This is a genomic window from Verrucomicrobiia bacterium (assembly GCA_026414565.1).
Classification (GTDB): domain Bacteria; phylum Verrucomicrobiota; class Verrucomicrobiia; order Limisphaerales; family Fontisphaeraceae; genus Fontisphaera.
In genome coordinates this window covers 1-13205 of sequence record JAOAIT010000009.1, presented here as the reverse complement: position 1 = coordinate 13205, position 13205 = coordinate 1, and the positions used below count along the sequence as shown (strand labels likewise).

Genomic DNA, 13205 nt, shown 5'->3' with positions numbered 1-13205 from the left:
GCCAATGTCATGTCAGGCCGCAGCCGCAGTGGCCATTTCCGGCACGTCCTCCAACATTTTGGTGAGAATGTGATCAGTGGTGATGCCCTCGGCCTCCGCTTCGAAATTTAGTATCAGCCGGTGCCGCAACGCGGGCAGGGCCATCGCCTTCAGGTCGGCAAAGCTGACGTTAAACCGCCCGCTGGCCAACGCCCGCACCTTCCCGGCCAGCAGAAGTGTTTGCGCCCCCCGCGGACTGCTGCCAAAGCGCAGATATTGATTGGCCAGCGGATGAGCGCTGGCCGTCTTGGGATGGGTGGCCAGCACCAGGCGCACCGCATAATCCTGCACGTGCGAGGCCACCGGCACCTGGCGCACCAGCTTCTGGAAGCCCAGCAACTGCTCCCGGTCCAAGACTTTTTGAACCTTGTTTTCCGTGCCCGTGGTGGTGCGATTCAGCACCTCGCTCAGCTCGGCCGCCGCTGGATAACCCACCAAAATCTTAAAAAAAAACCGGTCCAACTGGGCTTCCGGCAGCGGGTACGTGCCCTCCTGATCAATCGGATTTTGCGTGGCCAGCACAAAAAACGGCTCCTCCAGCCGCCGAATCTCCCCCCCCGCCGTCACGCTTTTCTCCTGCATGGCCTCGAGCATGGCCGACTGCGTCTTGGGTGTGGCCCGGTTGATCTCGTCCGCCAGGATCAAATGAGCGAAAATCGGCCCGCGTTGAAATTGAAACTCGCGCCGTCCCCCGCTGGTTTCCATGACGATATTGGTGCCCAGAATGTCCGCCGGCATCAAATCCGGCGTAAATTGGATGCGATTGAAGGACAAGTCCAGCACCTCCCCCAGGGTGCGCACCAGCAACGTCTTGCCCAGCCCCGGCACCCCCTCCAGCAACACATGGCCGCCGGCAAAAATGGCGGTCAGCGTCAGCTCTACAATATCCCGCTGCCCCACAATGACCTTGTGAATCTCCGCCTGCAACGCCGCAAAGGATTGCCGAAATTGGAGAACGTGCTGCTCGGTGTTCATGGAAAACACGATGCCATGCGGCCCCGGCGCTGGCAAGCCGGGGTTGCACCGCCCCCCTTCCGGCCACCGGCCGCCTGTTGTCCCGCTTCGCACCGGTTGCCGAGCGGCTTTTTTTCTGGTACACTAGCTTTTTAGTTTAAGGATTATTGAGTGGTAACAAAGGGATGATGCAGATTATGGAGCAAGAAATGCACAATCAGACGCCTCCCGAGGCCTCACCCAACCCGGAAGCGGCACGACAGGATCAGGGCCCCCTTCCGGTGGAGGCGCCGTTTGAGGCGGAAGTTCTTCAGGGCGCCGCCCTGGAGGAGCTGCGCCAGAAAGCCGCCAAAGCCGAAGAATATTACGACCGCCTCCTGCGCCTGGCAGCCGACTTTGACAATTTCAAAAAGCGCGCCGCCCGCGAGCGACAGGAAGCCATCAAATTCGCCAACGCCGGCCTGTTGGAAAAACTGCTGCCGGTCATGGACCATTTTGAAATGGCGCTGGCGGCCATCGCGCAACCGGCCAACGGCAACACCGCCGCCACCCAAACCTTGCAGGCGGGCATCACCATGGTCTATCAACAGTTGCGCCAGCTCCTGCTCGAGGCCGGGCTGGAGGAAATTGATGCGCTGGGCAAAACCTTCGATCCATCACTGCACGAAGCCGTGGCTCAAGAGGCCACCGCCGAAGCGCCGGAAGGCCAGGTCGTGAAACAACTGCGCAAAGGGTACCGCTTGAAAGAACGCCTGCTGCGCCCCGCCAGTGTTGTCGTCGCCGTGCCGCCGGCGCCTGCGGCATCCAAAGCCTGATACATTTATGGCCAAAAGGGATTATTACGAGGTCCTGGGGGTGGATAAAAACGCCTCGGCGGAGGACATTAAAAAGGCCTATCGCAAACTGGCGATTAAGTACCATCCGGATAAAAATCCCGGCGACAAAACCGCTGAGGAGAAATTCAAGGAGCTGGCCGAAGCGTATGAAGTCCTGAGCGACCCGGAAAAACGGGCCGCCTATGACCAGCATGGCCACGCCGCTTTCGATCCCCGGGCGCGCGCCGCCTCGGCCGCCGCCGGCCGCGGCGGATGGTCCGGCGAATTTCACGATCCCTTCGACATCTTCAGCCAGGTCTTCGGGGGCAGCAGCATCTTCGAGGAAATGTTTGGCGGCGGCGGCCGGCGCGAGAGCGGCCGCGCCCAACGCGGCTCCGACCTGCGTTACGACCTGGAAATCTCCCTCGAGGAGGCCGCCCGCGGTTGTGAAAAGGAAATCCGCCTCACCCGCCTGGAAGTCTGTGAACATTGCGACGGCTCCGGCGGCGAGCCGGGCGCGCAGCGCCGCGCCTGCTCCACCTGCGGCGGCCATGGCCAGGTCATTGCCTCCCACGGCATCTTCAGCATCCGCCAAACCTGCCCCCGCTGTGAAGGCGCAGGTTACGTTCTGGACCGCCCCTGCCGTCATTGCCACGGCGAAGGACGCCGTGAAAAACCTGCCACCATCCGCATCGCCATCCCCGCCGGTGTGGACACCGGCGTGCGCCTGCGCTCCCGCGGCAATGGCGAGGCCGGTGTGCGCGGCGGTCCGGCAGGCGATCTGCACGTGGTTGTGCACGTCAAACCGCATCCCATCTTTCAGCGCGAGGGCGACGATTTAATTTGCGAAGTGCCCATCAGCTTCGTCCAAGCCGCCCTTGGCGGTGAGATTGAAGTGCCCACCCTCTCCGGCAAGGCCAGTATCAAAATCCCCGCCGGCACCCAGCCCAACACCCTCTTCCGCCTCAAGGGCCGCGGCATCAAAAACCTGCATGGCGAAGGCACGGGCGATTTGCTTGTCCGCATCCAGGTGGAGGTGCCCACCAAACTTAACGCCGCCCAGCGGGCCAAACTCCAGGAGTTCGCCGCCATGTGCGGCAACGATGTCAACCCCATCAGCCGCAGCTTCTTCGAGAAGGCCAAAGACTTTTTCCGTTAAGCTGGCTGCTAGCCGCGATGCTATGCACCGTTTTTTTCTGCCTACGGAAGCATGCGCCTGCCGCCCGTTGCAACTCACCGGCGCCGAGGCCCATCATGCCGCACGGGTGCTCCGCGTGCGTCGGGGGGAGCAGGTCACGGTGCTGAACGGTGGTGGCCGCCTGTGGCATTGTCAGGTGGCCGCCATCACTCCCGACCGCGTGGAGCTGGCGGTGTTGAGCGAGGAAACGGCGCCCCCTTCCCCCGCCCTGATCACCCTTTTCCAGGCCCTCCCCAAACATAAAACTTGGGATGCCCTGCTCGCCAAAGCCGTGGAGTTGGGCGTCTCACGTATCGTTGCCGTCCTCACGGAGCACACCGTCCCCCACGCTTCCAGCGACCGCCAGGAGCGCCAGCGCGCCCGCTGGCAGCAGGCGGCGATCGAGGCCTGCAAACAATGCGGCCAGCCCTGGCTGCCGGAAATCTTGGGACCGCTTCCTTGGGAGGAGGCCTTGCAACGATGGCCGGACTGCGAGCTGCATCTGGCCGGTTTGCTGAGCCACCGCCTCGCCCGCGTGCGCGATCACTTTATCGCCTTCACCCAAACGCACGGCCGCCCGCCTGCCTCCGTGGGAATTTGGATCGGCCCCGAGGGGGACTTCTCCCCCGCCGAAGTTGAGGCCTTGCGCGGGCGCGGCGCCTGCCCCATCAACCTGGGCCGCCTCGTGCTCCGCGTGGATACCGCCGCCCTCGCCGCCCTGGCTCTGGTACAGGACGAACTCCTTGGCCCCTAAAAACGGCGGCGGGCGCCCCCCTCACGCCACCAGCGGCTCGACGTTGAACAACTGGCAATAGGCCAGCAATTCCTTTTTGAAGTCGCCGTAGAAAAATAATTGGTGGAATCCCGGATAGGTCAGCAGATTGGTCTGCGTGTCCAGTTTCACCATCACCGACACCACACAGCCACCCGCCGGCGGCACCGCCACATTGTCCACCACCGTGCCCGTGCCAATTACCAGCCGCGGGCGCTGCACCACCATGTCCCGCGTGTATTCCTGTTTCTGGGACAGCACCACGTCCGCAATCGTCACCCGTTGGCCCACCGGCCAGTAAGGCCGCGGCACCGCATCTCGTGCCCCGTGATGATGCATGATGGCGTACCGCTCCGGCTTCTGGTCAAAACCGCGCAAACGGGTGGGACACGAGCAATGCGCCCCAATCAGACACTCCCGCGCTGTCTCCGCCACGGGGTCTTGTTGGAAGCCGGGCCGGTCAAACAACAATTGCACCAGCGCATGGGTCACCATCGCCCCCAGATCCGCCTCGCAGGCTGCCGGGATTCCTACGTCCAGCATTTTGGACCACGCAATGCACGGCAGGCTGACTTTGGTTTTCCCGAGTGCCCCCAAACAATCCATTGTAATGCCATCGCACTCCTCGCGCTCCAACAACCGCCGCGCCACCACGTAGCTCTTGATGCCATTCTCCAGATCCTCACGCGCCGCCCCCACGATTTTCACCGCCCGCCGCAAGTAATCCGTCGCCAGCGCCTGAATTTCCTTGTCCGTGGCGGTCTTTTGGTATTCCTCCAGAAAAGTTTGCGCCGGCACATAGCGCAGATGCGTCCCAAACTGCTCCACGCGCGTATCCAGCCGCTGGTTGCCCTTGATCACCAGGCAGCGCATCTCCCGCAGCTTCGCCGCCGCCCGCAGCATCTTCAAACCATAGCGCGCCTGCGCAAAATCACTGGTGGACGCGACAAACACCCCCGGCTTCTCCGCCACCGTCACCGTGTTGGTAGTGAAGGAAGTGCCCACCGGCGAAAAAGCCACGGTGGGCAGGCCGCTCTCCACGGCCTTGGCCACTGTCGGCCAGGCATGTTGCTGCCGGTCCATCACCACCACTAACAAACCATCCACCGCCTCCTGCTTTGCCGCCGCCAGCCAGGCCTGCGCCTCATCCAGCGAGTACAGCGGCTCCGGCCGCAGCTCGATCTTCATCCCCAGGCTTTTCTCCGCCGCTTCGATCTCCCGCCGATATTGCCGCATGGCCGTCTCCCCATCATAGATGGCCCCCGGCCACAAAATGCCATAATCTCCCTTCCGCCGCACAAATGCCGCCTTGACCCGCGGCACATACCGCGCTCCCGGCCCGGTGGGGCGCAGCGGGGTTTCAGCGGCTCCGGCTCCCGCGGCCAGAGCCGGCCACCAGGCCGCCGCCAACGCGGCCTGGGCGGTAAATCGTAAAAAAACACGGCGCGAGGCCGAAAAACGAGGCAGTTCACGCGGCTCAACATCAGTCTTCATAATCTTTGGCTGGTCTGTTTAGTAGTTACACAAATCTTGAATCATTGTCCATCTCGTAAAAACGGTTGAGTTTTTTACCCCGTCGGGCTAAAAACTCCGGCAAACCTCGCTATTACTGATAAGCAAATAAACTGACCCATGAACCGACGACATTTTTTGCGAACTTCGGCCTCCACCACCACCCTCGCCCTCACCGCCGCCGCCCTGAGCAGCAGCCGGTTGGCTGTTTTTGCCGCCGGCACCGACCGCCTCCGCGTCGGCCTGATCGGCTGCGGTGTCCGCGGCATCGGCGCGGCCATGAATTGCGTGGACTCCAGTCCCGGCGTCGAAATCGCCGCTCTCGGCGACATCTTCCCCGATCGTGTGCAGGCCGCCTTCAAACGCCTCAAAGACAACAACGCCGGCAAGGATTGGAGCGCGACCGCCGCCTGGACCAAGGCCGACCGTGTTACCGCCACGCCGGAAACCTGCTTCAGCGGTTTCGACGCCTATCAGAAAGTCCTCGCTGCCGGGGTGGACCTGGTCATTCTTGCCGGCCCGCCCCATTTCCGGCCCGCTCACCTGAAAGCCGCCATTGAGGCCGGCAAACACGTTTTCATGGAAAAACCCGTCGGCGTGGACCCTGTGGGCATCCGCTCCATCATCGCTTCCAGTGACCTGGCCAAACAGAAGGGCCTCGCCATCGTGGCCGGCACCCAGCGCCGCCATCATCCCCCCTACATCGAAGTCATGCGCCGCGTGCGCGAAGGCGCCATCGGCGAGATTCTGGCCGGCGAATGTTACTGGAACGGCGGCTGCGTCCGCCATTACGGTTTCTATCACGAACCCAAACCCGAATGGAGCGGTTTCGAAACCATGCTCCGCAACTGGTACTTCTACTCGTGGCTCTCGGGCGATCACATCGTCGAACAACACGTCCACAACCTCGACGTCATCAACTGGGCCATGGGCGCCACTCCCGTCGAGGCCCTTGCCGTGGGCGGCCGCCAGTGGCGCACGGAGCCTCAGTTTGGCAACATCTATGACCACTTTGCCGTCCGCTACCGCTATCCCAACGGCGCCATCGTCATCTCCATGGCCCGCCAGATAGACAAAACCAAGCCCAACGTGTCCGAGCTGGTCATCGGCACCAAAGGCCGGGCCAGCGCCGGCAACATCACTGGCGCCAACGCCTTCAAATATGACGGCCCGTCCGTCAACGCCTACGAACAGGAGCACGCCAATCTCATCGCCAGCATCCGCAAAGGCCAGCCCCTGAATGAAGGCCGCACCGTGGCCGAGGCCACCCTCACCGCCATCATGGGCCGCATGAGCGCCTATAGCGGCCAGCCGGTCACCTGGGACTTTGTCCTCAATGAATCCCAGCTCGATCTGACCCCCGCGGAAATCAAGCAAAACGGCTATCGCCTCGGCCCTGCCCCCAAGGTGCCTCCCGCCCCCTTGGGCAATGAGGAGCTGGTCTAGCCAAAACCGGCCTCGCTCCTCCCTGACTCGTGCGGAGCGGGCGGAGTACAAATCACTTGCGCCCCCGCCCGCGCTTGGGCACATTACTTGCACGGCCGCAAGGCGCCAAAGCTCTTGACAATTTAAGGCCATGGCGCTAACCAATCGGCCCTTGCCGCAACGGCAGATCGTGCCTCGGTAGCTCAATGGTAGAGCAGCGGACTCTTAATCCGTTGGTTCAAGGTTCAAGTCCTTGCCGGGGCACCACTTATTAGCCTTGTTTTACCATCCTACCCCCCGCCTTTGCGCGCCCTTGTCCACGAGAAGCCAAATAAACTGGCCTGCCTGGACGGAATATGTTCGCCAGGTTTATGTCCAAGAAAATATCTCCTCCAACCGCCGCCGCCTGTTACGGCACACTGCCCAGACAGGACCGATCCACCTCCGCCGGCCGTGCCCCGGGCATGTCCATGCGCGGACGTTTTTGCATCAGCTCAAGAATCGGATCAAACGTGCGCAATATCGCTTGATAATCGGGATCGTTGGTATCTGCAAATACCTCCATGCCGCACCGGCCCCAGCCGCCCGCCGCCACCGCCAGCGGCGCCAGCAAAAACGAGTTGCGCTGCGGATTCTGCAGGCGCGTCCAAAATGCGCGCGGCACCCGCCCCTCTTGATGGCACGACGCGCACCGCCGCGCCGCCACCTCGGCCAGGGTTTTGTCCAAATCGGCCGGATACAACTGCCGGCAGCCTTTCTTCTCCGGGTACGCCGTCTCCGAGGTGCCGTAGTAAGGAACGTTCAAATCTATCCACATGAAAATCCGCCGCAGGCTGTCGGCATCCATCGTGAACCGGCGCTGCCCATTGGTGCCCGGATGCCCGCTGATCAACAGCTCGGTTAATTTGCTGGCGGGCGAACCCCAAGCCTTGGGCGTAATCTGCAGAATGTTCTGCTCCATCCCGTTATAGGTGGGAATCCAGCTCGTGTACGGATTGTCCCATTCCGCTTCGCCGGCGCGTTTGCGCCCGCGCGCCAGAACTTCGTAGGACACGTTAAAGAAATCGGTCTTATCCCCGCACAAGTCCACGTTGCCCGCCGGTTGATTGCCGCTGTGGCAGGCCACGCAATAGCGATCGAGCACCGGCTGCACGATGGTCGAGTAATCGAACCCCACCCCCTGGCCCCACTCCGGCGGGCGCAGCGGTTGCGGCGCGGCATGGCGCAGGGGCTGATGCACCGCCAGCGTGGTTTGCTGGCGCGGCTCATGGCAGCCCACGCAACCCTGCACCTCGCCCGGCATCAAGTGGGTGAATGTGCGCATCCGCTGCACCGCGCGGCCCTGGGCGTCGAGCGCCAGAAAATAAATCGGCCGGCGCGCGGGAATCTGAAAGCAGGCCGAGCCGTCCGCGCTGACCCGCGCAAAGCCCCACACGCGCTTGGCGGCGTACGTGGCCCCGCAGGAGATCACCGGAAATTGAAAACCAAAGGCGCGGTTGGCCACATCCGTGCGCACCGGCTTGTGGACTTCCTCCACCACGCATATTTCCGTCACCTCCCCGGGCTGCACATGCGGCTCCAGGCCGCGCTGCACATTTTGCAGCACCACCGTGGCCCATTCCAGCGTTTCATAGTCCTCCGAAGTCACCCGCGGCTCGCCCAGCGGCATCAGCACCGGCGGCCGCGGCCGCGCCCGCAACGGCATCGGGCTGTAAAAACCGAGGTTCCCACGCGGCCCCAGCCCCACCGCCTGCTCCGTGCCCGCATAATCACGCACCACCACCGTCCCCCGCTTGGACAGTAGAAAATGGCGGTCATCCAGCGGAAAAGGATTCTCGTATGGCCCACGAATGTGATTGCCGTCGCCGCGGTCCACGCGCCCGATGTTGACCTCCGGCGTAAGATTCTCAATCGCGGCCTGCGCGTTGTTGCCCAGCGCGGGATTGATGATCCCCACCGCCCCGCGCGCCGGACCGTTGTGGCTGGTCAGCGTGCACAACACCTTGGTGGTGCCGGGAATGCTCCGCGCCTCCATGAACGTGGCCGGGCTGAGCACACGGTTGCCAAAAAATCCCGCCAGCCCGGTGCCGTCAGGATGAATCGTCCAAAGGCTTTGAATGGGAATTGCCGGTTTATCCACGTATTCCCAGCGCGAATAAATCACCCGTCCATCCTCCATCACACTGGGGGTGAAATCATTGACAATATTCGCCGACAACCGCCGCACCTGGCGGCCATCGGCCTCCATCCGATACAAAATGCCCACCGGCGACACCCAGCAATACGCAAACCGCGAGGCGCGGGTGGATAGAAAAGCAATGCCGCCATCCGGTAGCCAGCAGGCATTGTAATTGTGATGCGGGCCGTCGGTCAGTTGCCGCAGGCCCGTGCCGTCGGCGTTGATCACAAACACCTGATACCCCGCCGCCTGCTCGCGCCGCCAACTAAACAGGATTTGCCGCCCGTCGTAGGATACGTCGCAATCCAGAATTTGCCCCTGTGGCGACTCCACCAAGCACCGCAGCTCGCCTGTGGCCGGGGTGAACAGATACAACCCGCCCCCCGCGCCAAAACCCTCCACATGGTAGGTGTAAACGTGGCTCGGATTCAGCTCGCGCCGCTGGATCACCACCAGGCGCTCAAAGCCCAGTTCCCCACGCGCCAACCGCGCCTTGAGCGCAGGCGACTCCACCACGTCCTCAGCCAGCAGCTCTGGCCGTCCTGGCGGCAGCGGATGAAACCGGCCCAGCGCGGCCTCCGGCACACGGCGGGCAAACACCTGAATTTCCGAGGCGCCGGGATTCATCCCGCCGTACGAGCTGGTAAATTTCAGGAGCAACTTCCGGGTTTGCACCGGCGCCGGCAAGGTGATGCGCTGCGGCCCATGCCCCATGGCCAACTGGCCCCGGTGCGCGGGTGCCGCCGCCCCTTCCGCCCACACCTCGTAATCCTTCCATCCCTCCTCGGCAAACCAGGCCGTGCGCGCGTAATAAATCACCTCCGCCACCGTCACCGGCGCCGGCCATTCCAGCACAAACTCCGCCCCCTGGCGGTGCGTTTGCCCCTTCACGCACCATGCCTCATTCACATCCTGCTGCGAACCGGCACTCGGAACTTTGCCATCGCAAGCGAAACGCGCCTGATACTGTGCGCTGTGCTCCGAGCTGGCCGAGACCTTGGCCTTGAGCGCGAGATTCTCCGGCAACACCTCGGGAGCCGCCAGCGCACGGCCCACGAACAGCACGACGCCCAGACCAAAGCCAACCAAAACCGTTGCCAGTAACCGGAACATCCACCTGAAAATAACCTTACCGGCTGCCCCCTCTCAAGCCAAATGCAGTCAGTGAACCAGTTCATTAGCGCTCCAACCGCTGGCAATCACGGGTGACGCACGCATCACCTCGCTTTCGGAAACCGCCAGCCTCCCCCCCGTGCCGCCATCGGCCCCGCTGAAGCCTAGACCCATCCCCGAATGGCATCATGCCATATTCTTCCCTTCGATCTCGGGGAGCGCACGCGTCCCGCGTGCCGACTACGGCCCCCGCCGAAGCCTCCCTCCCCGCCACCAACTTGCCGTTGATTCACCTTCGCCCCAGCCCAGTTCATCACCGTTATCACGCACCGCGAAACCAGCGCTCTGGCGCGCGCGCGGTCGGCCAACCTTCCTCCCGCGCCGTCTGAGCGCGGCTGATTTTCCTTTCACCTTTTAGCGGGACACCGGCGTTCACGTTCCTGATTTGCTGAAACGCCGAATCAACAAGCACACCAGAAAGTAGAGGACCATGAACACCAGCGTGAGCGTCCCGAAGCTTTTCGTGGACAGTCTTGAATCCAAATACAGAACAAGCATGAACACAGGAAAAGCAAGTGCCGCAACGCCGCCAGCGAGGGTGAGTTTTCGGATCGCTTTCATTCTCGCGTCACGGATGCACAATTTTGCAGAACTGCTTGAGGTCTGAACCACCCACCTTCACGATGATTTCCATGAGCGTTCGCTCAACTGCCGATACGTCACCGCTCCCTGGCATTGCACATCCCATTATTGCTTGGGCAATCCCAGAAATAAGGGAGCAGATCGGCTTACCAGGATCGGCCTTGCCACAGGCTTTATTGCAGGCATCACCAACAAATTTTGACGACACCCCTGATGCGAAGCCAATCATACATTTCGACCAAGCTGGATTGGCTGCCGCTATTGCTCCAGCAATCGCGCCTACGCCACAAGACCCGAACGCTTTGCAGGTGCATTGGCAAGCATTGTCACCGCTCAAGAAGCTCGTGAACAAAGACCAACCGGCATTAACCGCACAGCCAACGATTGCCCCGCCGACTATTTGTGGAACTCTTCCGTCGGCATCATAGCCGTTCACCGGGTTGTTGTTGATGAACGCATAGAGGAGGAGTCCACCTTTCTCTTCGATGGGGTCTCTGCTTAGCCATCTTCCGGTGGAAGGGTTGTAATACCTGTGGCCGTAGGAGAGGAGGCCGGTTTCCCAGTCGTGGTATTTGGTGGAGAAGAGATGGTTGAAGGTCTGGGAGAGGGGGCCGGTGGCGCGGAGGAGTTCGCCAAAGGGGCCGTACTCGTATTGCGCCACCAACACACCATCCGCCCCCCCCACATACCCCATCACGTTCCCATTCCCATCATAAAACGGAAAATACACCCCTGCATTGGGGCCGTTATGAATCACCGTCGCCAACAACTCGCCCTCGTTACAAGCATCGTTCAGAGGTGAGGAATTCTGCGGGATGGTATTTGCCTCCTCCGTTGCATCAAACGCGCCTATGGTTCCCCACGCTTGCATTTGTTTACGGCTGACCCGAAGCCAATATCCATCAAAACCTCTTTTCGTTCAAGGCCATTTAGGGGAATAGGGAAATGCAAAATGCAAAGTGCAAAATGAAAAATGCAAAGCGGGAGCGTCGCAGGCGAATTTGTGAAGGTGAGTATAGCTCTCTTGGGTGATCCCCTCAGGTTTGGTTTTGGCTTGTATAGCACGCCAAAAGCTTGTCAAAACCAGCCCCCACCCTGCCGCCGCGCATTGCGTTCCAAGTCCAACGGGTTACTGGCATACTACGACAAAAACCCCCACCGCACCTTCACGGCCAAAAACCAAAATGCAGGTGCGCGGGGACAAACCCAAAAATTTATCCCCAGGACATAGGCCGTTAGCGCCCTCCCTTCGTGAGGGAAGGGCTGGCTGACGCGGGGCGGCAGTGTCCTAACTTACCAGAATGATTCGTAGAATTTTTGAGGCAAGAAGCAACACGCCACCGCCAGCACGTGCAGGGCTAAAATAGCCAAGCAGACAGGAGTGCGCACCCCCTTGCTCCACGCCAGCCCGATAATAAAACCATACAACGGCCATTGCCCCCACCCGACCAAGAGGAAGAGCCAGTTGGGGACCACCGGGTTAATGCGGTGCAGGACCTCGCTATACGGGAAGGATAGCGTAAAGCCGATGCCGATGCCCTGTCCGCCAGCCCCCATTAGCTGTGACGCTGTCCACAAAACCACGGCGGCTGCCGCTCCGAGCAAGGAAAACAGTCCCGCCGGCCACATTCGAAGTGCGGACACCGTTTTCATTGGCATAGGCATTTGCATGATGCCAACCAGTTATCGAGCATTCTCCGAAAGCGAAGTGCAGTGTAAGCCTCGGCCTGGCTATACCGCTGTGACGTGACCGCCACTGGCTCTTCGCGGTTTGGATGCTCTCCCTGGTCCCACCCCTGCCAGGAATTGTAGCTGGAAGGCCAAAACTCTCCGGGATTGGACGGAGAGCCGCTCATCGGGTCCACAAAACCACGAGACGTGTGAATACCGTGAGCGTAGAAGTCTTGCCAACTGTGGCTGAGCCTGCCGAGCGCCTTCAGACGCTCCCAGCATTCTGGAATGAAATAGAAGCTAATCTCCTCGTTTGCCAAATAGGTAGTGTAGGCATTACGGGAAGCAGTACTCCTTTGCTGGGCCTGTTGTGCTGTTTCTCCTTTGAAATATTGATGGTTGAAATGTCGGGCGAAGTCACTGTACCCATCTCCACTGTCCTGGCCTTCGTTCGCTTCAACGAGAATCTTCGCCATTTTGTCCTTACAACTGGCGTTGGGCTTATCCCGAATGGAAGCTAATGCTGTGTTGAGAGCGTTTACAGTAAGGTCCATGTGCTGAGGCCCCCAGGGTCTGCTCTTCCAAAGTCCAAAGATATCAACGAAATCAACAGGATCGTTATGGACAAAGCCGTAGAGATTCAGACCACCTCGTTCCTCCACCGGGTCCTTGCTTAGCCACCTCCCAGTGGTGGGATTGTAGTAGCGATGGCCGTAGTAGTAGAGGCCGGTTTCCCAGTCGTGGTATTTGGTGGAGAAGAGATAATTGAAGGTCTGGGAGAGGGGGCCGGTGGCGCGGAGGAGTTCGCCAAAGGGGCCGTACTCGTATTGCGCCACCAACAAGCCATCCGCCCCCCGCACATACCCCATCACGTTCCCATTCCCATCATAAAACGTAAAATACACC

11 protein-coding genes and 1 tRNA gene are annotated in these 13205 nt (G+C 61.0%); 5 read left to right on the top strand and 7 right to left on the bottom strand.

Annotation, left to right across the window (positions count from 1 at the left end; all coding sequences use genetic code 11):
* Window positions 1–12: 12 nt before the first annotated feature.
* Window positions 13–1014, bottom strand: coding sequence for a MoxR family ATPase (locus N3J91_01315; protein MCX8155084.1), 1002 nt, complete (start codon window positions 1012–1014; stop codon window positions 13–15).
* A 176-nt stretch (window positions 1015–1190) separates the two neighbouring features.
* Between N3J91_01315 and grpE the strand changes: the two genes are divergently transcribed.
* The 3 genes from grpE to N3J91_01300 are packed head-to-tail and all read left to right on the top strand — an operon-like array spanning window position 1191 to window position 3739.
* Complete coding sequence (grpE, locus tag N3J91_01310; GenBank protein MCX8155083.1) at window positions 1191–1808, top strand: nucleotide exchange factor GrpE; 618 nt, start codon at window positions 1191–1193, stop codon at window positions 1806–1808.
* Window positions 1809–1815: 7 nt separating this feature from the next.
* Window positions 1816–2967, top strand: a complete 1152-nt coding sequence (gene dnaJ / locus N3J91_01305) for a molecular chaperone DnaJ (protein ID MCX8155082.1) — start codon at window positions 1816–1818, stop codon at window positions 2965–2967.
* 22 nt (window positions 2968–2989) lie between these two features.
* Window positions 2990–3739: a 16S rRNA (uracil(1498)-N(3))-methyltransferase gene (locus N3J91_01300; protein ID MCX8155081.1), complete on the top strand. Its 750-nt coding sequence runs from the start codon at window positions 2990–2992 to the stop codon at window positions 3737–3739.
* 21 nt (window positions 3740–3760) lie between these two features.
* Here N3J91_01300 and N3J91_01295 read toward each other — a convergent pair whose 3' ends face one another.
* Window positions 3761–5251, bottom strand: coding sequence for a hypothetical protein (locus tag N3J91_01295; protein ID MCX8155080.1), 1491 nt, complete (start codon window positions 5249–5251; stop codon window positions 3761–3763).
* 138 nt (window positions 5252–5389) lie between these two features.
* Here N3J91_01295 and N3J91_01290 point away from each other — a divergent pair, with 138 nt between their 5' ends.
* Entirely contained in the window at window positions 5390–6715 is a 1326-nt protein-coding gene (locus N3J91_01290; GenBank protein ID MCX8155079.1) for a Gfo/Idh/MocA family oxidoreductase, read from the top strand.
* A gap of 171 nt (window positions 6716–6886) precedes the next feature.
* Window positions 6887–6961, top strand: a tRNA-Lys gene (locus N3J91_01285).
* Between the two features lie 142 nt (window positions 6962–7103).
* On the opposite strand, the gene N3J91_01280 is transcribed toward N3J91_01285, so the two are convergent.
* From N3J91_01280 to N3J91_01260, 5 genes are all read right to left on the bottom strand, one after another.
* The gene (locus tag N3J91_01280; GenBank protein MCX8155078.1) at window positions 7104–9986 is read right to left on the bottom strand and encodes a hypothetical protein; all 2883 of its coding nucleotides are present in this window, start codon (window positions 9984–9986) and stop codon (window positions 7104–7106) included.
* A gap of 432 nt (window positions 9987–10418) precedes the next feature.
* Entirely contained in the window at window positions 10419–10607 is a 189-nt protein-coding gene (locus N3J91_01275) for a hypothetical protein (protein MCX8155077.1), read from the bottom strand.
* Window positions 10608–10614: 7 nt separating this feature from the next.
* Window positions 10615–11499: an RHS repeat-associated core domain-containing protein gene (locus N3J91_01270; protein MCX8155076.1), complete on the bottom strand. Its 885-nt coding sequence runs from the start codon at window positions 11497–11499 to the stop codon at window positions 10615–10617.
* A 422-nt stretch (window positions 11500–11921) separates the two neighbouring features.
* The gene (locus tag N3J91_01265; protein ID MCX8155075.1) at window positions 11922–12281 is read right to left on the bottom strand and encodes a hypothetical protein; all 360 of its coding nucleotides are present in this window, start codon (window positions 12279–12281) and stop codon (window positions 11922–11924) included.
* On the bottom strand, window positions 12278–13205 hold a 928-nt coding region (locus N3J91_01260), incomplete at its 5' end, for an RHS repeat-associated core domain-containing protein (protein ID MCX8155074.1). The genes N3J91_01260 and N3J91_01265, both read right to left, overlap by 4 nt.

Bases quoted from the DNA above. Each gene is read 5' to 3' on its own strand.
- dnaJ (MCX8155082.1), top strand. From the start codon at position 1,816: ATGGCCAAAAGGGATTATTACGAGGTCCTGGGGGTGGATAAAAACGCC.
- N3J91_01300 (MCX8155081.1), top strand. From the start codon at position 2,990: ATGCACCGTTTTTTTCTGCCTACGGAAGCATGCGCCTGCCGCCCGTTG.
- grpE (MCX8155083.1), top strand. From the start codon at position 1,191: ATGGAGCAAGAAATGCACAATCAGACGCCTCCCGAGGCCTCACCCAAC.
- N3J91_01290 (MCX8155079.1), top strand. From the start codon at position 5,390: ATGAACCGACGACATTTTTTGCGAACTTCGGCCTCCACCACCACCCTC.
- N3J91_01265 (MCX8155075.1), bottom strand. From the start codon at position 12,281: ATGAAAACGGTGTCCGCACTTCGAATGTGGCCGGCGGGACTGTTTTCC.
- N3J91_01295 (MCX8155080.1), bottom strand. From the start codon at position 5,251: ATGAAGACTGATGTTGAGCCGCGTGAACTGCCTCGTTTTTCGGCCTCG.
- N3J91_01275 (MCX8155077.1), bottom strand. From the start codon at position 10,607: ATGAAAGCGATCCGAAAACTCACCCTCGCTGGCGGCGTTGCGGCACTT.
- N3J91_01315 (MCX8155084.1), bottom strand. From the start codon at position 1,014: ATGAACACCGAGCAGCACGTTCTCCAATTTCGGCAATCCTTTGCGGCG.
- N3J91_01270 (MCX8155076.1), bottom strand. From the start codon at position 11,499: ATGCAAGCGTGGGGAACCATAGGCGCGTTTGATGCAACGGAGGAGGCA.
- N3J91_01280 (MCX8155078.1), bottom strand. From the start codon at position 9,986: ATGTTCCGGTTACTGGCAACGGTTTTGGTTGGCTTTGGTCTGGGCGTC.